Source organism: Streptomyces sp. NPDC001204 (assembly GCF_053598035.1).
This window is the reverse complement of the sequence record NZ_JBSFJL010000032.1, coordinates 61,876-85,301: the sequence shown is the minus strand read 5'-3', so window position 1 is coordinate 85,301 and position 23,426 is coordinate 61,876. Positions and strand designations below refer to the sequence as shown.

19 protein-coding genes are annotated in these 23,426 nt (G+C 68.8%); 9 read left to right on the top strand and 10 right to left on the bottom strand.

Annotated elements, in window-relative coordinates; all coding sequences use genetic code 11:
* Positions 1 to 619 precede the first annotated feature (619 nt).
* From ACWC91_RS32940 to ACWC91_RS32915, 6 genes are all read left to right on the top strand, one after another.
* Positions 620 to 1,651 (top strand): hypothetical protein, encoded by a 1,032-nt coding sequence (locus tag ACWC91_RS32940; RefSeq protein WP_281156588.1) that lies wholly within the window; start codon positions 620 to 622, stop codon positions 1,649 to 1,651.
* Positions 1,652 to 2,308: 657 nt separating this feature from the next.
* A complete protein-coding gene (locus ACWC91_RS32935) occupies positions 2,309 to 3,019 on the top strand; it encodes a TnsA-like heteromeric transposase endonuclease subunit (protein WP_281156589.1) in 711 nt (236 codons plus the stop codon).
* On the top strand, positions 3,016 to 5,184 hold the full coding sequence (locus ACWC91_RS32930) for a transposase (protein ID WP_281156590.1): 2,169 nt from the start codon (positions 3,016 to 3,018) through the stop codon (positions 5,182 to 5,184). The genes ACWC91_RS32935 and ACWC91_RS32930 overlap by 4 nt, the downstream gene beginning before the upstream one ends.
* On the top strand, positions 5,172 to 6,206 hold the full coding sequence (locus tag ACWC91_RS32925; protein WP_281156591.1) for an ATP-binding protein: 1,035 nt from the start codon (positions 5,172 to 5,174) through the stop codon (positions 6,204 to 6,206). Before ACWC91_RS32930 ends, ACWC91_RS32925 begins: the two co-directional genes overlap by 13 nt.
* A gap of 138 nt (positions 6,207 to 6,344) precedes the next feature.
* Positions 6,345 to 7,475, top strand: a complete 1,131-nt coding sequence (locus tag ACWC91_RS32920) for a TniQ family protein (protein ID WP_450641764.1) — start codon at positions 6,345 to 6,347, stop codon at positions 7,473 to 7,475.
* A 125-nt stretch (positions 7,476 to 7,600) separates the two neighbouring features.
* The gene (locus tag ACWC91_RS32915) at positions 7,601 to 8,800 is read left to right on the top strand and encodes an endonuclease domain-containing protein (RefSeq protein WP_450641762.1); all 1,200 of its coding nucleotides are present in this window, start codon (positions 7,601 to 7,603) and stop codon (positions 8,798 to 8,800) included.
* A gap of 12 nt (positions 8,801 to 8,812) precedes the next feature.
* Here ACWC91_RS32915 and ACWC91_RS32910 read toward each other — a convergent pair whose 3' ends face one another.
* From ACWC91_RS32910 to ACWC91_RS32865, 10 genes are all read right to left on the bottom strand, one after another.
* Positions 8,813 to 8,995: a multiubiquitin domain-containing protein gene (locus ACWC91_RS32910; protein WP_450641761.1), complete on the bottom strand. Its 183-nt coding sequence runs from the start codon at positions 8,993 to 8,995 to the stop codon at positions 8,813 to 8,815.
* A gap of 114 nt (positions 8,996 to 9,109) precedes the next feature.
* Positions 9,110 to 9,391 carry a DUF3892 domain-containing protein gene (locus tag ACWC91_RS32905; protein ID WP_401791303.1) on the bottom strand — a complete coding sequence of 94 codons (282 nt, stop codon included), beginning with the start codon at positions 9,389 to 9,391 and terminating at the stop codon, positions 9,110 to 9,112.
* A gap of 147 nt (positions 9,392 to 9,538) precedes the next feature.
* Positions 9,539 to 10,564 (bottom strand): ImmA/IrrE family metallo-endopeptidase, encoded by a 1,026-nt coding sequence (locus ACWC91_RS32900; protein ID WP_450641760.1) that lies wholly within the window; start codon positions 10,562 to 10,564, stop codon positions 9,539 to 9,541.
* Between the two features lie 13 nt (positions 10,565 to 10,577).
* A complete protein-coding gene (locus tag ACWC91_RS32895; protein ID WP_450641759.1) occupies positions 10,578 to 11,486 on the bottom strand; it encodes a hypothetical protein in 909 nt (302 codons plus the stop codon).
* A gap of 80 nt (positions 11,487 to 11,566) precedes the next feature.
* Positions 11,567 to 12,517, bottom strand: coding sequence for a hypothetical protein (locus ACWC91_RS32890; protein ID WP_450641758.1), 951 nt, complete (start codon positions 12,515 to 12,517; stop codon positions 11,567 to 11,569).
* A gap of 229 nt (positions 12,518 to 12,746) precedes the next feature.
* On the bottom strand, positions 12,747 to 16,697 hold the full coding sequence (locus ACWC91_RS32885) for a hypothetical protein (RefSeq protein WP_450726147.1): 3,951 nt from the start codon (positions 16,695 to 16,697) through the stop codon (positions 12,747 to 12,749).
* 14 nt (positions 16,698 to 16,711) lie between these two features.
* Positions 16,712 to 17,122, bottom strand: a complete 411-nt coding sequence (locus tag ACWC91_RS32880) for a DUF6375 family protein (RefSeq protein WP_450641756.1) — start codon at positions 17,120 to 17,122, stop codon at positions 16,712 to 16,714.
* Complete coding sequence (locus tag ACWC91_RS32875; protein WP_450726145.1) at positions 17,119 to 18,018, bottom strand: radical SAM protein; 900 nt, start codon at positions 18,016 to 18,018, stop codon at positions 17,119 to 17,121. The genes ACWC91_RS32880 and ACWC91_RS32875 overlap by 4 nt, the downstream gene beginning before the upstream one ends.
* A 137-nt stretch (positions 18,019 to 18,155) precedes the next feature.
* Complete coding sequence (locus ACWC91_RS32870) at positions 18,156 to 19,691, bottom strand: caspase family protein (RefSeq protein ID WP_450641754.1); 1,536 nt, start codon at positions 19,689 to 19,691, stop codon at positions 18,156 to 18,158.
* Positions 19,681 to 20,064 carry an effector-associated constant component EACC1 gene (locus ACWC91_RS32865; protein ID WP_450641752.1) on the bottom strand — a complete coding sequence of 128 codons (384 nt, stop codon included), beginning with the start codon at positions 20,062 to 20,064 and terminating at the stop codon, positions 19,681 to 19,683. Before ACWC91_RS32865 ends, ACWC91_RS32870 begins: the two co-directional genes overlap by 11 nt.
* A 432-nt stretch (positions 20,065 to 20,496) precedes the next feature.
* Between ACWC91_RS32865 and ACWC91_RS32860 the strand changes: the two genes are divergently transcribed.
* From ACWC91_RS32860 to ACWC91_RS32850, 3 genes are all read left to right on the top strand, one after another.
* Positions 20,497 to 21,078: a hypothetical protein gene (locus tag ACWC91_RS32860; protein WP_450641750.1), complete on the top strand. Its 582-nt coding sequence runs from the start codon at positions 20,497 to 20,499 to the stop codon at positions 21,076 to 21,078.
* Entirely contained in the window at positions 21,075 to 21,689 is a 615-nt protein-coding gene (locus ACWC91_RS32855) for a hypothetical protein (RefSeq protein ID WP_450641749.1), read from the top strand. The genes ACWC91_RS32860 and ACWC91_RS32855 overlap by 4 nt, the downstream gene beginning before the upstream one ends.
* 158 nt (positions 21,690 to 21,847) lie before the next feature.
* Positions 21,848 to 23,374, top strand: coding sequence for a ParB/RepB/Spo0J family partition protein (locus ACWC91_RS32850; protein WP_450641748.1), 1,527 nt, complete (start codon positions 21,848 to 21,850; stop codon positions 23,372 to 23,374).
* The last annotated feature ends 52 nt before the right edge of the window (positions 23,375 to 23,426 follow it).

The following is a 23,426-nucleotide window of genomic DNA, read 5'->3' as shown; positions in this document are numbered from 1 at the left end:
GACCGTCCGGCAACATGGTCGAGATCATCAGTTACGGCTCATCGCGTTGCTGCCCGTGGTGCACAGTGCTGGCAGGGTGAGCCTGTCACCGGTGATAAGCGGGCGCGTGCGCATATGTGCGGGGCCAGGGCCGCGGTAGCGGCATTGGCGCCAACAGGGCAGGCACGCAAACGGTGTACGAACCTAACGTGGACCTGGCACGGATGGCGTGCCGGACACGTCTCGAACCTAGAGCGGGCTCGCAGGGCGACGTGATTCTTTCGGTCATTTGTTCCTATGTGTTGCCCGGATTCAACGCGTGTAGCACGTGGTAGTCCACCGTCTGCCTGTAGTCGACGGGCCCTGGCTGGAAGTCCGGCTCGCTGCTGGTCACCGGCAGGATATTCCGCCTCGACTTGGCGTTCGAAAGGCCATCAGCGCAGGTTAGAGTGCACTTTTGACGGGCAAGGGTGGGAGTTCTGATTCGCGTCCTTACGCAGGAGAGGGGCACTGTAGAGGCAGGGTCTGACAATGCGTCGGTGCGGCCGGTACGACGGATATGGCGCGAAGATTCGGCTACCGCCCGGTACCGCAGCCAGACGCTGCATGTGCTGCCGGAAGGGTGCGCCAGGATGCGCCTATGAGTCTCACCTCGTCCCTCAAGGAACCAACATCAGCGATGTCACGGTTCCTCACCGAGCATCTGCCGGGCGTCGATGGCCTGTTATCTGACTACCGCAGGCGCCTGGTCCGTTATCCGGCGCCGGTGGGCCCTGTTGCCGGCGTGGGGCAGCGACCGGAGTACCGGATGCTGGGTCACACGATCGACCACCGGCTGCGGATCAGTCTCGGAGCGCCCACCGGCCAGCCGATCAGAGAAGGCATCGTGCGGGCGGCTATCGACGACGACGGCTGGCCGGCTCCTGACGTCATCAGCACGGTGCAGGCGGCGGGCGCGGTGTTACTGAAAGAACTGGACCAGTACGAAAGCAGCGACGGCCAGCCGTTGGCGTTCGACTCCGAGACGGAGGACCGTCTGGTGCGGCTGTGCCACGTCGCCTCGAGCTTCGAAGCGATCTTCCGCCACGTGGGATGGATACGCGGCAACAGCCTGGGCTCCAGCTGGCCAGGCGCAACGCTGGATGAAATCGTCGATGCCGTACCGCCCTACATCGTCGACGACATCCGCCAGCAGATGAGGCTTGCCGCACATCCCGGGCCCTTCGACGGCCTACGGCAGCTGCCCGCCGCGCAGCGCGTCTGCGGGCCCGTCTTCGACGGCAGCCTCCATGTAGGAGGAGCCGACGCCGACTTCATCCTCCGCGGCCAGTTGATCGACTGTAAAGCCACTATCCGCCCCGAGCGGATGGGCCGCGCTGAGCTCTACCAGCTCGCTGGCTACCTTCTGCTGGACTACAGCAACAGCTACTCCATCGAATCCGTGGGGCTGTATCTGTCTCGGCAGGGCGCCCTCATCGACTGGAGCGTCGCGGACTTCCTGGGCTTCATGGGCGCGCAGCTCGAGCTGCCCGACCTGCGCGCTGCTTGCCGGTATGCGCTGACCGACGGTGCGGCCGGGGCGCCCCCGCCGCCGGAGGACCAGCGCCGCCCGCTCCCCCGCCCGCGCAACGCGCCACCGGTCCAGGACACCCTCTTTGGCGACCTGCCTTGATCCGCTGCGGCTGCTCCAGTTGGCCTTAGGGCAGTCGGGAAGCGCAAAGGCAGCGAGTGGAATGGTTCTTGCCTGTCTCCTGTGAACGCTCATGCCGACGACCGCTGCGCGACAGGATCTGCTGGGCACCCGGTCCAGGGCGAGGAACTACACGAGAGCCGAATGCCTTGGCAGGCATGCCTAATCGGGTGACGCGCAAGCTCCCTCACGAACGGTGCTATGCCGTGCGCAGAGCTCATCATGTCTGATCCTGCCCCAAAGTCCGCGGCCGGTATGCGGCTGAAGGAAGGCACCGCTGCGAGTAGAGGCCGCTGGGCGCGACCCTGCAAGCGATCAGCCGGGAATCTTGCCCGCGTTCCGGGCGGCGACAGTGCTCCCATCGGTGATGGTTCTGGAGCCGCTCTGCTTCCGCTTCTTGTCGCCGCGCCTTGTTGGTGTGAGCGCGGCGTGCGAGCCACGGCTCGCCGTCGCGGGTCCGACTGGCGTCTCCACGGCGTGTGCCCAAACGCCTGTCCTGCCTTCCAAACAGTGCCTTCTATACCAATTTCCCTGCATATATGAGAGTTGTTCGTGATCCCTCTGTCTTTCGAAGCACACCAGCAAGCTGATCCCCGGCCGCCACTGAGCATCGGCCGTCGCTTGGCTGATCCGGCACACATGACCGCACGGTTCATCCGCCCTGACGGCACCGAGCGCGAACTGCCCTGGCTGGAGACGGCTGGAGAACAGCGGCTGGAGGAGTGCCTGCCGGTGCGGCGGTTCCCCGTCTGCAAGGGGCGGCGCTCGGCGCCGGGCTGGTACTGGTCCGCGACCGACAGGTGCCTGGTGCACCACGGGTTCAAGGCCATGCGCACGCAGCTCATGATGCTGGACCACGATCCGGTGGTGACAGCTCTGGCCTGCCGGCCGGTGGAGCTGTCGTGGCACGGCCGGGGCGGCAGGACCGTGTCGCACGCGCCGCACCTGATGGCCCGTCTGGCGGACGGCAGCGGACTGCTGGTGGACTGTGCGAGCCGGTTCGGGGCGGGGCTGCGACTGGTTTGGCGGGCCGCCCACCTGGAGGGTGCTGCGGTCGCCGCAGGCTGGCACTACCGTCTGATCGGACCGCCGCAGCCCGTGGTGGAGGCCAACGTGCGCTGGCTTGCCGGCTACCGGCATCCGCGGTATGCGCAGGACCGGTTGCCGGAGGTGGCCGAGTGTTTCCGGGCGCCGACGGCGCTGGCCGAGGGGGTGCGGCTGCTGGGTGATCCGATCGCGGTGTGGCCGTCGGTGTTCCACGCATTGTGGGTGGGCGTGCTGAGCGTGCCGCTGGAACGCCCGCTGCACGAGCGGACCGTCGCGGTGGCATGCGCGGAGGACGGGCGGTGAGCCGGCCCCTGCTCAGGCCCGGCACTGTCGTGCGCTACGACAATCGGGAGTGGACCGTTGCGGGTATCGAGGGAGCCTCGGCGTCCGGTGCGCGGATCTGGCTCTCCGGGACGGAGAAGAAGGACGGGCAGGACACACTGGCGGTGTTCGGGCTGTCGGAGTTGCTCGGCGATGCGTCGTTCGAGCCGGTAGGGGGTCCGCCGCGTCTGCGGGTACCGCAGATGGGCCTGCTGTCGACGGTGTCCGAGGATGAGCAGTGGCGTGCGTTCGAACTGGAGCGGCACGTCCGCGAGGTGGAGACGGGGCGTCCCACCCCGGACGGCGCGGCGTCGGTGAGAGCTGAGTACGATCCCGCGTCCACCACTCTGGCCCAGCGTGAGCAGGCGAAGGCCGACGAACTGGCCGCGCAAGGCTGGGCGGACGTGAGCCGGGCGACGGTGCGCAGGTGGCGTGCGCGCTACCACGCGGACGGCGTGTGGGGGCTGGTCAAGAAGCGTCGCAGCTCGGCGCGGCTGGTCCGCGCCGATCCCCGGGTGGTCGAGGCGCTGCGCGCCCTGCTGCCTGTCGAGGCTTCCCGCTCCCGGTCGCGGGGGTGGAAGAAGCGGATGCGCGGGGAGGTGCAGTGGTGGCTGGACGACCACCACGGCGAGCCCGGCCGGCGGGCGGTCGAGGTGCCGCCGCAGTCCACGTTCAACAGGCTCCTCGACACGGTGGAGGCATCCCTCGGGTTGCAGGGGACGGTGGCGCAGCGGCGTGCCCGCGCCGGCCGTCCGGCCCCGCCGTTCACCCCGACTGTGGCGCTGCGTCCGGGTGAGATCGTGATGCTGGACAGTTCGCCGCTGGACGTGCTGGTGGTCCTGGACGACGGGGTGGTGGGGCGGCTGGAGCTGACCATCGCCGTGGATGTGGCCATGCGCGGTCTGTGGGGGGTGCTGCGGCCGGTGGGGAGCAAGCTGACGGACGTGTCGGTGCTGCTGGCGCAGATGATGACGCCGATGGTGATGCGGCCCGGTTGGTCCGCGGCGCTGTCGATGGCCTCCTCGGTCGTGCCGCACGAGCGGCTGACCGGCATCGACGAGCGGCTGAAGGACGCGGCGGCCCGTCCGGTGATCGTGCCGGAGACGGTCGTGGTCGACCAGGGCAAGGTGTTCGTCTCTGCGGCCACCCGGGCCGCGTGCGAGAGCCTGGGGATCTCGCTGCAGCCGGTGCCTCCGGCCAACGGACCGGCCAAGGGCCATGTGGAGAGGCCGTTCGGTTCGATCAATTCGCTGTTCTGCCAGTGGCTGCCCGGCTACACCGGCTCGAACGTGAGCGAGCGCGGCTCCAAGGTCGAGCAGGAGCCGCTGTGGACCGTGGCTGAACTCCGGGAGCTGTGGGAGGAGTTCCTCGTGTACTGGCACCATCGCCCGCACGCGGGGCTGCGGCATCCGCTGATGCCGAAGAAGACTCTCACCCCGAACCAAATGTGGGCGGCACTGCTGCCCGTCGCCGGGTACGTGCCGGTGCCTTTGTCGGCGGACGACTTCGTGGAGCTGCTGCCGGTGCGCTGGCAGCCGATCACCGATGCCGGTATCCGGTTCGACTACCGCACCTACGACGGCATCTGCCTCAACGGACACCGCGGGCAGGACTCCGGGGTGCGGGCGGAGAAGGGCCTGTGGGAGGTGCACTACAACCCCTACGATCCGGTCCGGATCTGGGTCCGGCTGCCGGAGGGTTTCCGTGAGGTGGCGTGGATCCACACCAGCTCGGTCGCCCTCCCGTTCACGCACCACGTCTGGGAACACATCTGCAAGGTGGTCGAGCGCACCGGCTCGCGTGAGGAACACGAGGCCGAACTGGCCCTGGCCCTGGATGCCTTCCTCAGGCGGGCCGCGGGCAAGGAGAAGCTGTCCAGCGTGGAGCGGCGGGTGATGGCGAAATCCCGCGCCTCGGAGAACGTGCCGGTGCCCGCGGGCGAGATCAACATGCTGGACGTGCTCGCCCCGTCGTTCGGGCTGGCCGGTGTGTACGCGGCACCGGATCCCGACGACGAGACCCTGCTGGACGAGGACGGCGACGCGGACGCGGACGTCGTCGGTGACGGGCCGGAGGCCGGCGATGTCTCGGGAGGGTCTCTCATCCTCAGCGACCAGGACCTTGAGGAGGACCAGTGGCTGCCGTAACTGCTGCCGTGGGCGGCAACTTCTCCGACGGCGATGCCACTCCCGGCGCGGTCACGGACTGCGTCCGGTGGCAGGAGTACGTTAGCCGTCTGCGGGTGACCGCCCCTCCGGTGGACGACCCGTCCTGGGACCGTACGAGGCTGCTGGATTACCACTCGGAGTTCGTCACCCTCAAGACGCCTTCCATGGAGCGGGCGAAGGCGGAGCTGAGGGTGACTCTGCTGGTGAACAACAAGCAGCCCGGCACCGCCAGGCGCGGGCTGATTGTGTCCGGGCCGCCTGGGGCAGGAAAGTCGACCACGCTCATGGAACTCGGTCGGTCCTTCGAACTGAGCGAACGGCGCCGCCGGCCGGGTCTGGAGGGCTCCATGCCCGTGCTGTTCGCTTCCGTCCCGCCCACCTACACGCCCAGGAACCTGGCCAAGGTCCTCGCCCGGTTCGCCGGCATTCCCGTCCACGACCGGATGACCGAACACACCATCACCAACGCTGTGTGCCACGTCCTGTACGAGCGGGGCACCCGGCTGGTGTTCATCGACGACGTGCACCTGCTCAACACCCGTACCCGGCCCGGCGCCGACACCTCCGACCAGGTCAAGACCCTGATGGAACGAGTACCCGCGACGTTCGTGCTGGCCGGCGTCAACGTTGAGGACTCACCGCTGCTGACCGGGCCCCGCGGCGCCCAACTCGCCGCCCGCTGCAAACTCCTGCGCACTCCCCCGCTGCTCAACGGCACCCCGGAACAGAAGAAGACGTGGCGCACGCTCCTGGGCGACATGGAGGGAGCGCTGCGGCTGGCCCACCACCGGCCTGGAACGCTGGTGCGCCACGCCGCCTACATCCATCTCCGCACCGGCGGCGTGATGGCCAGTCTCTCCCTCCTCGTCAGGGAGGCCGCGATCCGCTCCATCCTGGACGGAAGTCTCGCGATCACGAAGAAACAGCTGTCGCAGGTGCTCCTCGACGTCCAGGCCACGAACGGAGCGCGCGCCACCCTGCGGCAACGCCCCGGCAGCTGACCGGCGCGGCGGAAGACCCCACCCCGGCCTCCCGCCGCGGGCCCGCCCTGTAGTCCCCTTCCCCTCTCCGACGGGGCGCTGAGCCACGGCCGCGCCCCTGCCCTGCCCTCAACACCCCCACGTGCAAAGGACAATGCTGTGCAAGCCCCCGCCTCCACGCTTGTTCGTATCCCGCCCGTAGCAGGGGAACTGACGGGTTCCTGGTTCCGGAGGATGGCCGCCCCTTACGGCCTGCCCGCGCAGGACTTGCTGCGGGGCATCCTGAGCGGCACGCACCGGGTGCAGGTGGCAGGCACCCCGGGCAGCGGACTGGAACTGTTCCTCAACACACCCGCACGAACGGCCCTGGCCCGCTCCACCGGTCTTCCCCTGCCCCGGCTCACCCGCCTGCTGCCCGCTCTCGCCGCCCCGCACGGGCGGCTCGCGGACGACGAGAACCCTCGGGCGGCCTGGTACATGCCGGGCGAGGCATGGGTGACAACCTGTCCTGCATGTACCGGGCGGGCCTGGCGGCCCGGACAGCCGGTACTGGTGTACCCGGGAACGGCCGGGCACGTCTGCCGACGTCACCGGCGCTGGCTCCTCGCGCATCCCGAGAGGCCGGCGAGCATTCCGCTGGAGACCCTGCCCGAGGTTCTCACCGCTCACCGACACCACTCCGCTCTCGCACGAGCCCGTCCGGATGCGGCAGACGTGGTGGCCCTCGCCGCGGCGGTGGTGTGGTCGTGGCAAGTACAGGGGTGGAGATCCGAGACGGTCTGGCAGGACCGTGTACGCCGACTGGCCGCGGTCACGGGATCCATGCCGACGGCCGTGGTGCCGCATGCCCTGGTGTCCTACCCGGAGACGATCGCCGTGGCCCGGCTGCTCGGCGCTCCGCGCTGGCAGCAGCGGCTGCGCGAGACCGCCGCAGTCCAAGGGGCAGGCGCCGCAATGGAATTGCTGCTCGGGGAAATCAGCCGCCGGGTCGGCAGGCCGTGGCTCGCGGACTGGCTGATCGCCTACACCCGCACCAGACCCAGGACGGCCGCACAAACCGATCCCCTCGATCGGTGGCTGCACCGGCTCACCGCTGCGGACGGCCCCGAAAGCGATGGCTTGTGGACGGTGCACCGGGCGGCCGTACGGCCCACCGAGTACAGCGACCGCATCGGCTTCCTCACCGGCCGCCGTCCCCGCAGCATCTGCGAAGAGGCCGGGGCAGCCTTCCTGACCGGTGGCTGGGAACCGGTGCCCTCGCCGCGGTCCGGGCCAGCGCCGTGCCCGTGACATCTGCCGGCCCTGTGCCTGGCTCCCTCACCAGCCAACTCCGCCCCGAACGTATCTCGCCGGCGTCCACAGACCGCCACACACCCCGCCCACTCATCCCTCACGCACGAAGGAGAGACACGCTCATGGCATCGATCAGTCCGGAGTACGCCAACCAGTTACTGGCGGAACTCACCGAGGGCTGTCCCGTCCCCGCGGCGCCCGCCTCGCTGTCCCGCTACACCTTCCAGATCAGCAACCACGTCCTTATCGGAGACACCGCCGTGCGCGGCTACAAGTACAAGGGCCGGTGGCGGCTGGACGACCGGGACATCCGCGCGGCCGGCAACCGGCTCGCCTCGCTCCCTTTCGACCCCGACGACCTGGTCGACGCCCGTCTCTCGTCCGCCGAGCACAACCAGACGTGGCGCTCACAGATCCACCGCTGGTTCGAGCACATCTCCTACCAGGACCAGAGCGCCAACGGCTGCCGCTGCGAAGGACAGCAGCCGTGCATCGGCACCCGGCCCAACCGCTACGGGCTGGGGTGCGGAGCGACCTTCGAGCAGGTCAAAGAACGCTACGGCCGGTCGCCTATCGCGTGCACCAGCCCGCTACCGCTGCTGACGTGGTCCGGCACCACCTGGATGGTCCCGCGCGCCTACGCTGCCCTCCTCGACCGAGCGGACCAGATCGCCGCCGAGTGCGTCGAACAGGCCGCCCGATGCAGCCGCTGCAACGCCACCGGAGACGTCCGGAAATGGCGCACGTCCAGCAACAGCGGCTACACCACCCTGTGCCCCGCGTGCGCCGCCTCCGTCGCCCGCCCTTACAAGGACCACCTGCGCGGTCGGCTGTATGCGTCGCTGCTGAAGAACTCGCAGCCGGAGGCATTCTTGTGCCGGTTGTGCCTCAGTCCGCGGCAGGCCGTGTACTGGGACCACTGCCACGCGCACGGATTCGTGCGCGGCCCGGTGTGTGCCAGCTGCAACACCTACGAAGGCGGCGGCCACAGGTTCATCCACCAGCCGGGCGCGGTCCGCCATCTCCTGCTGTGCGACGGCTGCCGCCGCGACAGGACTGTGCCGCCGCGCCACCAGCCCGACATCGTGCTGCAGACGTTCGTGCCCGACCCTCACGGCCCGTGTGCGAAGCAGTCCCACTCCGCGTGGGGTGCGATTCAGGAAGACGGATCGATCCGTTTCCGAATGCGCTGCTGGCAATGCACATCTACCCCCGAGTGGGAACAGGTCGTGCCGGCCGCACAGGTCAGGCAGCTGGTACGGGAGTTCGTCGACGAGGCCCTGGAGGTCGGTGCCGACGGCCCCGGCCAGGAATCCGCCTGACGGCCCGTCGCCTCATCCGTGGCCGTCGTGGCCGCGGCTGTAGCGGACGGTGTAGGTGTCCTGGTCGTTCGGCGGCTGGCCGGGGTAGGCCAGGTCGACCACCTGCTCGAAGGTGATCTCCTTCGCCTCCCAGGTGTGCGTTCGGGCGTTGACGATGATCGTGACGGGCGCGGGCCCGTGGCTGTCCTGAGACATGGGTCCTCCTAGGTGAGGGGGTCGTGTGTTCGCCCGGAGGTGCCCCGGGCGGGGCGAGCGTCCGGCGGGCCACCGCAGGGGCGGCGCGCCGGACAGCAGTGTTGTTGCGGCGGGTCAGCGCCGGGGAAGGGCGAGGAGGTTGTTGGTCCACACGCCGTCGGCGTGGGTCCTCAGGTACTTCTCGCCTCGAGCGGGCGTCACCACGGCGACTTCCGTGCGGTGCCCGGCTCGGTCGCTGGTGTAGGCCTTGCCGGCCTGGTTCTCGATCCAGTCGACGATCTGCGCCCGCGTGTTGTCGCCGGTCTTGCCGGATGCCTGCTCGGTCCACCACAGGTGGGTGATGTGTTCGTGCGTGGTGCCGCCGGACAGGCGCACCGCAGTGATCTGAATAGCCATCGTTCTGTTCCTGCCGGCGATGTCCCGACGGCGCCCGCGGCCGGCGCCCGGGTTCCGTAAGCACCCCTGGGTGGGGTGCTTCGCCTGGGACGGACGACGTAACTCGCGGGTAGGGGTGAACGTGGTGCAGATGGGGGTGGCGAGGCGTCAGTCGCAGTTGAGACAGCGGTCACTGCCTGCAGGGAACATCGAGGGTGGGTGCACGGTGAAGCAGCCCGGGCAGAAGTGCTCGGTGACGCGGGGCGGGCAGGCGCAGCGGCCGCAGTCGGGGCACGGGGGGATGTGGCAGCGCCGGCAGGCGGGGTCGAAGGAGCGGTACTCCTCGTCGCAGTTCGCGCAGATGTAGTCGCGTGACTGGGGGCCGGTGTCGGGAGTGGGTGGGGTGAAGGTGCGCCAGGGGGCGGAGTCAGTGACGAGGAGGGCGACGAGGTAGCTGTCCATGGGCGCGGTGTCAGTGTGCAGTTCCCGTCCGAGGATGCCGTCGCGGTAGCGGACCTGGGTCAGCCCTCGTGCGTGGCCGGGGCCGGTCAGCGCGCGGTCGATGACGGCTATGTCGCCTTGGAAACTGCCGCGTCGCAGGGGCGGAAGGCCGTGGGATGCGGCGAAGGCGAGGTGTCCTGTGGCGTCGAGGAGGAGGATGTGTCCGGGCGCGGGGAGATGCTGGGCGGCTCGAACGCAGACCGCCATGCGGGAGGCGTTGCTTGCCTGCCACAGCTGGGCGATCGCCGAGGCGGTGGGTCCCTTGGCGTCCAGGTGCTGGCTGACGAGGGGCGCGGGGAGCAGGATCTCGGCGGCGAACGCGTCGCAGGCCGCGTCCTCCAGGAGGAGGCCGCCGTCGGGTTCCCTGCCGAAGGGCTCTATGAGGGCGAAGCTGTTCTTCTGCAGGTGGTGGCCCAATTCGTGCAGGGCGGTGAAGTCCCGCCGTGCAAGGCTGGCGGACGTGGCGACGGACAGATGCGGTGGCGGGCCGAAGTCATACGCTCCGGCGACGCTGCACCCTTGTTCCGTCAGATTCTCGTCGACCTCCAGGACGGTCAGCTCGGGCCAGGTTCTCAGCTCCGCGAGAGCGCCTTGTGCCAGGCGCTCAACCGCGCCGGGACGGGCCGCCTCGAGTTCTTTGATCATCAAGGCGGCCTGGGTCCGGGCGGCGCCGGCAAGCACGTAGTTGACCACGCGGTATGCCCCCTTATTCGCCCAGACGCAGTTCGAAGTAGCGGTCCGTGCGTGCCGTCCAGTTCGGCTGCGTGCGGTCGTCGTCACGCGCCGCGAGCGTGTAGATACCGTAGGCGGCGCGCAGCCGGGCGTCGCGTTCGGTCTCGTCGTGCTGGGCGGCGAGCGCCTTCACCTGCTTGCGGCGCAGGGGGCGGTTCAGTTCGTGCACGACGGCGGGCGGCAGAGCGGGGTTGGCCTCGAGTAGCCAGCTAGCCGGCTGCTCGAGGCGTTCGGCGAGCGTGGTGGCCTGGTCGGCGGTCAGGGCGAGTTGCCCTCTCCATACGGCGAGCGCTTGGGGCGGCGGCAGTTTCAGTTCGGCTCCGAGTTGCGGGGCGGTGATGCCGTGGTCATGAAACAGCTGGTTGAGGCCTCCCGATCCTTGGGGGGCCCACTGTGCCGAGGCAAGGAGTGCGAGCTGGTCGGCCAGGACTGCGCGGTACTCGATGGCCGGCGCGGAGGGGGCTGTGCCGCTCCCCCACTGTGTGCCGGGCACGGCGTCGGCGAGCGTGCGGGCGGTGAGGGCGGGAGGGCGGCTAGTGAGCTCGCTGACCTGCCGGTCAAGGACACACCACGGAAGGGTGGCTTCCAGGCCCCACCACAGGGCCAGTGGCTGTTCCAAGGTGGTCGCCTGGGCGGGCAGGAGCAAGGTGTTGGAGTCTGCGTACCGTTCGAAGGAGGCCGGCACGGCGCGCAGGGTGTCATCATCGCTGGCCGCTGTGATCAACAGCAGCTGGATGGTGTCGTCCCATACGGCGCGCCAGATCTGGCCGGGCTGCGGGTCCTGGGGTGGTGCGGTGGCCACCTGGCGGACGGCGTCGGGCACCTTCAGTCCCGCCGCGGCGGCCACCAGCCGTTGGTAGGCAGTGGTGTGGACAGAGCTCATACCGTCTCCCCCGTCTCCTCGGCTGTGGTCCATCAGCGCATTCTCTTCTCACTGGGTCCAGACGACGTAACTGGGGCTGTTCACGAAGGAGCGTCGTCGCAGCGCCGCAGCAGGGCGGCCATGACCGCCTGGGGGTCGCTGTCCACGGACAGGGCGGTACGGAGCGTGGTCTTGAGGTTCGAAAGGACGGCAGCCGCGTGGGTTTGCCGGATCTCCAGCAGCTGCGCCGCATGATGGGCGTCCTCGTCGAGGTAGGGAAGCAGCAGGCGTTCGTTGGGTGACAGGCGCTGCCAGATGTCCTCGGCTACTCCGTCGACCCCTGTGGGGTCCGGTGCGGTGGTGGCAGCGTGCTGGTCGACGAGTTCGGCGACGGTCCCTTCGTCGGCGTACAGCGCGGTGAAACGGGCCGGCGCCAGGAGATCGAACCGGGCCTCAAGGACCTTGGCGAGGTCTTCCTCCCGCACCGCTCCCTGGGCGCACTGGAGCACGGACGAGAGGATGGTCTTGAGGGCGTGGACCGTCTGCTTGGGGGTAGGGCCGGAGTGGTTCCATCGGGTGATACCGACACCTGTCACCCGTGCCGCCTGGGCAATGAGATCGTCGAGATCTCCCTGCCACACGGCTCCTTCGGCATGGTCGGCCAGCGCCCAGCGTGGCGGCGAGCCCTTGTCCTTGTGGTAGGCCGTGTCCTCGTCCATCAAGCGGGCGATGCGGCGCCGGAGCTTGCCCCGCGGCGTCTTCTTCGCCTCATCGATGAGGAAGTTCTTGATCGACGTGAGGAACAGCCTCTCCAGGGAGGCCTCGTCGGCGGCCTGGGCGAAGCAGACGGTCACGAACCGCTGTCCCGCTCCTTCCTGGGACAACATCGCACTGATCACGTCGTACGCCGCGTCATCGCTCCAGACGGTGTGCCCTTCCGGAGGCGGAAAGCCGGAGGCACGGCGCACCTGATGGACCAGCCGCCGCAACAGATCAAATGTCGCCGGCCCGAACCCGCCGGTCTGCAGCTCCTCGAAAGCCCCACTTGCCACGAGCCACCCCCGATCCCGTCCTCCCCGCTCGGCGCATGTAGCCGCCGACCTCCACGCCTGCATACACCATCATCCGCCCCCCAGGTGCGCGACGCGCCGAAGGCCCCCGCCGGCCTGCGCGCGACCGTGACATGGTCAGCGGTTCGCACTGCCGCGTGGTCCCCGCAGATGCAGGGGTGGCGGAAAAGGCAGGCAGCCTTGGCTGTACACACGCAGCGTAGGACGGTGTTCAGTGCTGCTTCGTCTGGCGCCAGATGTTCTGGTGGGCCTGGTAGAGGGCCTGCAGGGCACCGGACGGTCTCTCGGGCCAAGCGGTTTTCATGGCCCGCTCTCCCCAGCAGAAGGTGACGATCGCACGGCCGGCCGCATATCGTCGAAGGAGGTCGGCGCGGAGATACAGCAGCCCGCCCGAGAAGCCGGAAGGGGCTGCGAAAGACCGCGTGGCAAGTGCGCCGGTGGGTTCGGATTGGTCGAAGCCCGCTGGAAGAGCACGCAGGTCGAAAGCCTGTGAGAACAGCCTGCTGGGGACGTAGGCGGTCGCCTGGTTCTGGCTGCTGTGGTGGGGTTCCCAGGTGAAGTGGTGGGCCAGCCGCTCGAAGCGGAGCTCGGGTCCGTCGTAGCGCAGCGTGTTGCTGTACAGGTCCTTTGTGGTCAGCCCCGGTTCGGGTGCAGCGAAGCGGGTATGCCAGGGGATCTCGCCAGCGAAGAGGTAGTACTCGGCGGGCAGGTCGATCATGTCTCGGCCTGGGTAGGCCTGGGCATTGAACGCCTCCAGGAGCGCGGTCAGGTTCTTCTGGTCGACGAGGACGGTGTTGAAGAGGCCGAAGGTGTCGCGTCCGGTGGTGATGTCCTCGGTGTCGATTTCTGCGTGGACGAGCAGCCACGGGCCTTCGTCCTCGTCGAGTTGGGCTGGCGCAAGGAAGTTGTCCGGCACGTTGACGATGCCGTGGCGCAGCCATTCGAGGTCGTCGTCCGGTGTCCGCGGCGTCCATGTGCCGAGCGGGAGCGGGACAGGCTGCGGGTGCTGCGGGAAAGTTGGGTCGATGTCTACTTCGAGGTCCTCGGGTGGCTGGCCGCGGTCGGTCAGCATGCCCGCCATGGTGTGGAAGCCGATCCAGCCGTACTTCTTGCCGTAGCGGTCGATCTGGTCGCTGGAGTTGTGGCGTTGCCGGGACGCTGCTGAGGTGATGCGGCGTTCCACCTCGTCGAACAGGTCGGGGCGCCAGCCCAGCGCGTGGACAACACCGAGGACGACGGCGGTGGCTTCCTGGTGTCCGGGGTGGGAGTCGTCGTAGTTCCTGCGGTCCTCGAACAGACGCCCGAGGGTGTAGTTGCCGAAGTCCATGGCCATCGTCCGGCGGACGTCCTCCCGGCGTGGATCGCCCTCGGGCAGCGGCGTGGTCGCCGGTGCCGCGGTGAAGGCCAAGGGAAGTTCGGCTTCGGCAGGGACCGCGGCGGGATAGCGGCGCTGGGCGAGGTCGAACGTCGAGGAGACGTAGTACCGGGTCAAGGAGTGGAGGGTAGGGTGGGTGGCCTCGTGCCCGGTGAAGGCGTGCAGCAGCCCTGTCAGGTAGACGGGCAAGGCGGCTTCCAGGTCCGGGGCGTGGCTCGGGTGGGCCGTCGTGACGCCGTAGGAGGCGGCCACCATGCGTTCGCCGACGTAGGCGTCGTTGATGGTGATCGCTTCCAGGGTAGGGGTGAAGAGTCCGCTGATGTCGTGCCGGCCGTACCAGTACAGGGCGGCCGTGGCGGCGTCGCGCAGGTCGCGGTGGGTGCTCGTCAGCGTCCACATCAGCCACCGGGCCCGCAGCCGGTCGGATTCCGTGCGGTGCGGATGGTCGCGCCAGCGTGTGGCCAGGGCGGTTGCGTCGGCGAGGAGGGGCCTGCTGTGTGCGCGCTGCCATTCGCTCCAGCGCAGGTCGCGGTCGGCGACCGGTCTGTCGCGCAGGATCCGGTCGAGGAAGTGTGCGTTGAGGGGGTGCCCGGGGGCTGCGCGGGTGCTGTGAAGCCGCTGGAGGAGGTCGTCTCGTCCACGGAATTCGTCGCTGTGGTTGGCGAGCGCCTCCACGGTGACGGAGTCGAGGTGGGCTGCTTCGAGCCGGGCGGCATGCAGGAGGGCACGCAGGCGCAGGGGTTCGGCAACGGCCTGCCACAGTTGCGCAGCGCCAGCGCGGGGCATGGCACCCGCCAGGGCCTGGAAGATGTCGGTCGCGAGGGGGTGCCGTTCGTCCGGCGTGCCGTTGAAGCGTGCTGTGGTCGTTCCTTCGCGCAGTAGCCGGGCGATGCCCTTGCCGTGTGTGTGCACGAGGCTGGTGGCGATGACGTGCCCGGCCATCAGGTCGTAGACGAAGGACCAGGTCACTCCGCCCGCGCCATCGGGGTGTCGAAGAAGGACACCTTCATTTTCGAGGGCGGCGAGAAGGCTCTCCTGCCAGCGGCGGTGGGTGTCCTGGCACAGCTGTTTCGCCTGGGTGTCGGGAAGGTCGCGTGCCCGGTCCTCCCACAGGGCGTTGCCCAGAGCGTCGAGTGCCTGGTTAACGTCGTTGGGGTGGATGAAGGGGGTGAGTTCGTAGACGCGGTGGGCGGCAGAGGTCAGGTACTCACTGAAGATTCCGGTGAGGGAGCTGGGCAGGCCTGCTGCGCTGACGGGTTGCTTGCGGTCGCGATTGGCTGTGGCGCAGTAGATCTTCAGTGTCAGCGGGTGGCTGAGGAGTTCGCGCGGCAGGTCAGCGCCGCCCGGTTCGATTTTGTAGTGGGTGAAGTAGCGGGCGATGGCCTTGTCGAGGTCTTCGTCGAATCCGTCGAGCTCCAGGATGTCGGTCACTTCGGCGGGGATCGTCTCGTCGAGGAATGCCTCGCGGACCGTGCACACCACGAGCACGGACGGGTACTGCTTGAGGGTCACCTGCAGACTGCGCAGCAACGGCGGCCACAGCGTGGGGGTTTCGGCCTCGTTCAGGCCGTCGATGACGATGGGCAGGCGGCATCCGGCTCGTTGTGCGGCCGCATCGACGGCGGCGAGAAGCTCCTCGAAGGAGACCAGGGGCTTGCCTGCTGCCGTGACCTGGCCTGCGAGATCGTCGAGGGTCTGGCGGGCGCTCAGACGCCTGCCGTAGAGCAGGACGCCAGCGGGACGTGCCGCGGTTGCCGCGGTGAGCGTCGCGGACAGTTGCGTCTTTCCGAATCCGGCGTCGCCGGTGACCACCGCGAGCCGGGTCGACAGGTGATCGGTGACGTGGCGGGCGAGGGCGGCGGCGTCGCGGATGTGAGCGATCAGATTGGTCAGCGGCAGAGCGGCTGCATGCCGCAGGGCACGCAGCCGCCGGAGTACGGCGGGCTGCGCAGTGGGTGCCTGGGGCACAGTGCGGTCGGTGGTGCCCAGCAGCGGGGAGGGCTGGCTGTTGCTGATCTGCTGGTGTGCTTCGTGGAGGAGTTCGGCCACGTCACGTCCCACGGCGGCGATCTCCGCGGTCTGCTCGGCCACAGGGGCGGGCAGCGTAGCGGCCGCGTCGTCGAGGGCTGCTTCGAAGCGGGCGATGTTGCGGTTGGTGTCGCCCAGGTCGTCCCACGCGTCGGGTTCGGCGAGCATCCGGCGAAGCCGGTGCTCGGCTGCCGATGCCTGATGCACCTCGGGAATCCAGCGTTCCCCGGCCTCGGCGGCGGCTCGCGCATGCTGTTCAGCGAGGCGCTCCGGGGTCAAGACGAGGGGCCCGAAGTAGGACTCGCGCAGCAAAACGGCATCGCCGACAAGCAGATGACCGAGCTCGACCTCTGTGGCCAGGTGCAGCTTCATCGTGGTGGACAGGCCGTAGAACCATGTCTGGTCGCCGGCGGTGAGAGGGTGCCGGGTCCACAGCACGAAGTCGGTGATGCCCGGAAAGTGCTTCTCGGTCTTCCTGAGGGAGTCCTCGACGTCGCTGCGGCGGCCGACGCCGATGGCGCGGCCCGGCTGGATGTCCCACCATTTGGTCTGCCACCCGAAGCAGCGACCGGGTTGGCCGAGCGGGCAGTCGGGCTGGTCGATGTCGAGGTGGAACTCGACGCCGGGCTGCTGGGCCAGGGCGATGAAGCGGCCGTAGCGGGCGTATGCGTGAGTGACGGCACCCCGGCACAGCAGCTCGAAGTTGTCCCGGGGGCTGCCCGGCAGCGCGGTGAACTTGTCCCAGTCCAGCGGAGTCATCGGGTCGTTCGCCCTCACTTGCCCCGGCCGTAGCCGGTGCCGGGGTGGTCGTGTGCGGAATACACCTCGATGCGGGCCCCCTTGTCGATGAGGGCCTTCAGCAGCGCCTGGACATCGGTCTCATCGGTGGTCACCACGATGGAGTCACCGTCGCGGCGCATGGTGAGGTCGTACAGGAACTGCTCAAGTTCACGCGGCCCGATGCTGTGGATGTTGAGGTCGCTGAGCAGTTTCAGGACCTCGTCGCTGTAGCGGTCGTTCGGCTCGCCGACGGTGAGGCGGCCGGCTTCCTCCTCCGCCTGCAGGGCCGTCGTGAGTTGTTTGATGACAGCGTGGGCGCGTTCGGCGGTGGCGGTGTCCTTGAACCGGCCGATCATGACGAGGTTCATGGAGTGCTCGGTGCCGTATCCGTACCAGACCTTCATGCGACATCTTTCTGCTGCAGGCGCTCGAGTGCGGCCAGGACGCCGCGGTCGTCGACCGGTTCCCCGGCGGAATGATAGGAGGTTCGCCGGAGCGTTCCGGCAGCGTCGATGTGTGCGTAGGTGCGCAGTCCCGTCTCGCGCGGAAGCGGCTGGGCGGTCGGTAGGGAGCCGGTGTCGCCCTCGCCGAGAGTGAGGGCGACGGGGCCGCGGTAGTTGGTGATCCATTGGTGCAGGGCGGCGACGGTGTGCGGGCTGCTTCCCGGGCGGCCGCGTGCCGGACGCTCGGGAAGCAGCAGGAGTTCCGCTGCCCCGGTCGAGGCAGCCAGGTCGGCGACGGCGTCGAGATCGGGCAACGTCAGGGTGTTCACGACGCAGTTGAGCCCGAATCGAAACGTTTGCCCGATGCAGGTAAGCCGCTGCACGAGTTCGGTGAAGGGGCGGCCGCGCTGTTCCTCATAGGTGGTGCCAACCCCGTCGACGCTGACGCGGACGAAGTTGAGGACTCCGGCCAGCGCGTCGATCAGTTGGGGTGTGAGCCGGTGTGCGTGCGTCGTCATGGTCACCGCGAGGCTGGTGCGTTCGGCAGCATGATGGGCCACCTGGGGAAGGCGGCGGTAGAGGGTGGGTTCTCCGCCTCCGAATCCGATGCCGAGGCAGCCCTCCGCGTCCAGTTCATCGATCCATGCGCACAGCTGGTCGGCATCCAGCACGGCGGCGGTCTTGGGTGCGTAGCAGAACGGACAAGCCAGATCACAGGCGTTGGTCAGGGCGATCGACACCTGGCGAGGGGCACGGGCCCACTGAGTTTCGGGGACGTCGACCTCGTCGAAGAGTACGTTCAGGCCGGTGCGGCGGTCGAAGAGGTGCATCCCGTCGGGGCCGGCACGACGCTTCACTGGCAGCTCCGCATCACTTGCACCTCTCCCGTCCACGTTTCAGTCCAAAGTATGGCAGGGCTCACCAGCCCCAGCCACGCGGTCCTGACCGTGCACCGCAAGGGGTTCCAGGGCCGCCACCGCGCAGGCCGTGCCGCTTAGCTGCCGTCAGGAAGGCCGGCCGCCTTGCACACTTCAGGCATTTCAGTGACCGTCTGCATGCCCGCGTAGTAGCGGATGGCGTTGGGGTACCTCGTGCCCTGCTCCCGGTACATCAGAACCTGGCCTACCAGGGCGCTGATCTGCCATGAGTCCCCCAAGGCAGCGGCAAGCAGGCGGAAGGCCCGATCGGCGCGGAGAGAGCTCTCCGGGAGGGTCAGCTGCACCCTGTCGAGCTCGGCGTCCCGGGCCTCGATGCGGAAGACGTAAGGGAGTTGGGCTCGCAAATTCATTGCCATCTCGTGCGCCGTCACCTTGAGCGTTGGGACATCGAAGCGAACCGGCCACGACAGATCGATCGGATGGAGTACGTCGAAGTGGTCGCCGCCACGCCGGTGGGAGTCCCTCACCCTCCCCGCGTCGTTGTTGCCGAAGCCGCTGTTGTTCCACAGCGGAGAACGCCCCTGAGCGTGGAGGTGCTGGAGCACAAGACGCTCCGGCGCCACGACACTGAGGTCGTCGTCCAGTTTGAGATAGCTGAACGAGAGATCGCGGGCGTCGATATGGCAGCGTCCGCTGATCTTTCGCAGGTGTTGGCCGAGACGGACGGCGATCGATCGATCATTCCGTGCGACGTAGAGGATCTCCGGGGCGTCGCGGGACTCCCGGTGCAGAAGGTAGACACCGGGCCAGTCCTCCAGCTTCTCGATACTCTCAGCCGTGAGGACGTGGTGCGGCTGCGCGGCGAGGATCCTGAGGAAGCGGTCCACGTGCTCCTGAGGAAGCAGCCGGAATCCTGTTCCGCCGGTGTACGCGACGTTGCGGCTGAAGGGGTAGGACTCGACAGTGTCGGTCCCCCGCTGGTTCGGTTCGGGAAGACCGCGTGCCTTGAGCGTGCTTTTGAGCTTCGGGTAGATGTCGGTCAGAGCGAGCGCCGGCGGGGCACCTGGGATGCCGCTTCGCACAACGTCGCACAGAACCTGGGTGAAGGACGTGGCAGCAGTCTCGTCTCGCGAAGGCACGTGCGCGACCTGGTCGGCTGCTGTGAGCGTATAGACGCCGCGAATGTCGGTGCTATCCACGAGTTGGCTCTCACCGGCGCCCGCCAGACCATGGATGATCCGGCCCGAGTAACAGCAGTCGAGGATCACCAACTTCACCTGGGCCGGTGAGTCCAGGAGAGCGCTGCGGACCTTGTCATACTCCAGGCCGGTCAGGTCGGGATAGCGCAGCTGGGTATCGCCGGCGGCCAGGCACAGCGCACCGGACTTGCTCACAACCCCGTGGCCGACGAAGTAGATCAGCAGGGTACCCGTGGTTTCCTCGGCCAGGCGGTGCAGTTCCAGGGCCAGGTCCGTGGCCCCGGCGGTGTCCTCCAGAACGTGCACCTGGTCCTCGGACCAGCCGCACAACTCGGGGCTGGTCAGCAGCCGGTGCATCGCGTGCAGGCTGTTGCGCGCGGCGGGCACGTCCAAGAGGGAGGGATCTCGGTAGCTGGAGACGCCGATGAGCACGGCGGCGTCGTCAGACTCCATCGGCGTCCTCCGCCAGGAATCGCCGGATCAACGCCTCAGCCTCGGCGGCGTCACCGGTCTCGAGCTCCAGGGTGCGGTCGGCCCGGGTGACAGAGATGCGAATCTTGGTCGGGGTACGGCGGTTCTGCAACCAGGTGGCGAGGGAACCGGCCAGGACGGTGGCGATCCCGCTGGAACCGAGGGACACCGTCAGCAGTTCGAGACCAGCGCCGAGCTCGTTCTCCGCGGGTGGGGCGGGCACGACGTGGACCCGTCCCTGGAGACCGCGTTCACCGCGGAGCCACCCGATCAGCGCCAGGTGACCTTCGAGGCCAGTCGCCGAGTCGAGCCTGATCTGGACATCCGCCGCCCTGGTGTCCTGGGTGCCGTGCATCGCGTACTCCCCCGCTGCTGCGCGCATCTAACGCCCAGGGCTACCCCGGGCTGGTACGAGGAGTCACCCTACGTGCGCGTGCCCGTCCCGCTCGGCCCAGGCCCGACAAAGTGATGCCACACACCACGGGACAGGGCCGACTCCGAGCCTTCACACCAGCAACCCTCAACCGCCACTACCGGCGGCCCTTTGCCCCTGAGCAACTAACGCTCCTGCTGAGCAGATCCCGGAGACGTCACACAAAACCACAGGTCAAGCCAACCGACAGCGGCGTGCACTCAAGCAGGCACCACCCCTACCTGCCAGTAACTTCTACCGAACCCTGCTCTCAGAAACTGAGCAACTCCCTGGTCGGCACGTGAGGACTGCTCATCTCCAAGGGAGCCGCAACAGTCCATCACCTACCAACTCGCCGCCGAAGCCGCGCCGTTGATGCCCGGCGGCGGCTGGACAGCCCGTCCGTCCGCCGCATCCAGCAAGGAGGGTGCCGTTCTGGAACACCCCGACGGGCGGCGCATCGAGATCAGCCCCGCACAGCGTGAGGGGTACGTCCGGGCGAGGGTCGCCTACCCGGACACCTCGTACAGCCTGATGCAACGGCACCGCCCCCGTACGGAGATGCGCGCCGACCGGGGCGGCAGGGCGCTGGAACAGGCCGTCCGTACCAAGCTGCTGCCGGTCTACGACGAGACCTACCCGAAGGTGCTCGCGGCCAACGAGGAGTCCCGCAAGCACGCCGAGGCCCGGGCCGCCGTGGCGGATCACCTCGTGGCACTGGTCCCCGGAGCCGAGGTCACCCGGCCCGAACCGTCCCTGATCGTCGAGTACCGCAAGCGCGGGACCATCGAGCGCGTGACCGCGCAGGTTCTCGGCGACGGCCTCAACATCGTCACCTTCCGCTATGTCGGCGACGAGGCGACCGAGGCCGTCATGAAGGCCTACGGCGAGGTAACCCGGCGCACCGCAGCGGCCCCGGACGACCGTTCCGGCGACGCCGACAAGGCCGCACGATGAGCACGCCGACCGCCCGCCACCGCTGCCCCTACCGGCCGGGGGCACCGTCCTGGTACGTGGGCGCCACCCGCCGCGCCCTGCCCCCGAGCCGGTTCCCCGCCGTCAAGCGCCAGCAGCTCACCGCAGAGCAGGTGGCCGTGTCCGTCGGCCACTCAGGCGAGGACGGCACCGCCCACGTGACGCTGCTCATCGGCCGCCATCTCGGGAAGCCGCCAAGGCCCGGAGCGGCCCGCGACACCTGGCTGCGCCTACGTGCAGACATCGCCGCCCACCTCCACAAGGCCGGGTTCGCCACCGTGCTGACCAAGGGCGGAGTACGGGCCACCCCGCCCCGGCCTGAGCCGGTCGCCGTCCACCTGGAGCACGGCGACGTGTTCCGTGACGGGCTCGACGCCTTGGGCCGCTACCGCATCTGGTGCCCTGAGCACCCCCATCTGGCCGGCCGCCTGCAGCACGCTCACGGCCTGGGACCGCAGGTGTTCACCTACGTCTACGCGACCCAGAAGGCCCGGCATCCGATCTGGCCGACCGGCTTTCGCACCCTGCACGACGCCGCCGAAGCCTGGGCCGCCCACATGGGCCTGCCCCCGGTGACGGTGACCGAGACCTGACCGCCCCGACGCCCGCCCGAAGGGCGCCCCTGACCAGCACGGTTCCCCCAGCACTCCCCGGAAAAAAGGTGTTGCCCCACGGATCGAATGGCGTATAATTGATTTCATGAGCAAGCGGCAACTTGCTCAACACCAACCGATCGCACAAGGAGCAATCCGTGAGCGACACCGCAACGACCACACCGATGCAGCGGGTCACGCTGCAGCTCGGCCAGATCCGCGTCAACGAGAACAACGTCCGCCAGGACCTCAACCTGGACGAGAAGTTCCGCAAGTCCGTCGCGGCCAACGGCGTGAAGGTCCCCGTCGTGGTCCTCCCGCTCGGCGAGGACACCTACGAGCTGAAGATGGGCCACCGGCGCTACTTCGCCGCCCGGGCCACCAAGGAGACCGAGGCGGAGCAGGACGCGATCGAGGTCCCCGCGTACGTGCTCGACCCCTCCCTGCGCGAGGCGGGCGAGGACTTCATCGACCAGCTCATCGAGAACGACGACGACTACCGCCGGGGCCTGACCGAGCTGGAGCAGGCCGACGCCCTGTTCGGCGCGGTCGGCGCGGGCATGAAGCAGGCCAGGGTCGTCGAGCTCACCGGCCGCTCCCGCAGGGACGTGTCCCAGGCGGTGAAGACCGCCAAGTCGGTCGGCGCGCGGACCCGTTCGGCACTCGCCGAAGCCGGTACGTACGACCTCGACCTCGAAGTCCTCGGGGTGCTGGGCGAGTTCGACGACGACCCCGCCGCCGTAGACCGGCTGCTGGACGCCTACGCCAAGGGCCGCTTCGAGTTCCAGGTGCAGTGGGAGCGCGACGACCGCGAGGAGCAGCGCGCCCGCGCCGAGGTCCGCCCGCAGCTGACGGCGGCGGGTGTGCGGCTGGCCGAGGACGGCGACACGCTTCCGGCCACCGTCGAGCCGCTCAGCGAGCTGGACGGCCCGGACGGCGAGCCCATGACCGCCGAGGCGCACGCCGAGTGCCCCGGCCACGTGGCGACCTGGGCCGAGAATCCCCGCGAGCCCGGCGAGGTCGAGTACTTCTGCACCGACCCGGAGCGCTTCGGTCACTACCCGCCCCAGGAGGACGCCCCCGAGACGGACGGCGACCAGGCCGAGGAGCGGCCGCAGGCGACGGGTGAGGCCAAGTCGTCGGAGCCGTCGCGCGAGTACGTCAAGGCGGGCAACAAGGCCTACCGCGCCGCCGAGAAGGCCCGGCAGGCGTGGCTGAAGGACCTGATCGGCCGCAAGACCGCACCGAAGCCGCTCGCCGCGTTCATCACCGGGCAGCTCCTTGCCTGCCCCAAGCCGGTGGCTCAGTGGGTGGGCGACGCGGGCCGCCGGGACCTGGTCAAGGAGCTGACCGGCTACGACGCCCCCGCCGAGCGCGCCGCCACGGCGACCCCGGCCAAGCTCACCCTGCTGAACTTCGCGGTGCTGGCCGCGACGTTCGAGAAGCGGATGGGCGAGGTCCGGACCTGGCGCACCGACAGCACCGCCCGCTCGGCCGTGTACGAGCTGCGGGAGATCCGCGAGGACGCCCGCACGTGGCTGAAGTTCCTCGCCGAGATCGGCTACCCGCTCTCCAGCGTCGAACAGGCCATCGTCGAGGACGAGCCCTACCAGGAGGGCGAGCCGGAAGCGGCGACGCCGACGGACAGGCCGACGAGGACACCCCGGACGACCCGGACGCCGTGAGCGTCGAGGACTCCGAGGACGCGTCCTGACCTGCTGCCCGGGCCGGACCTGA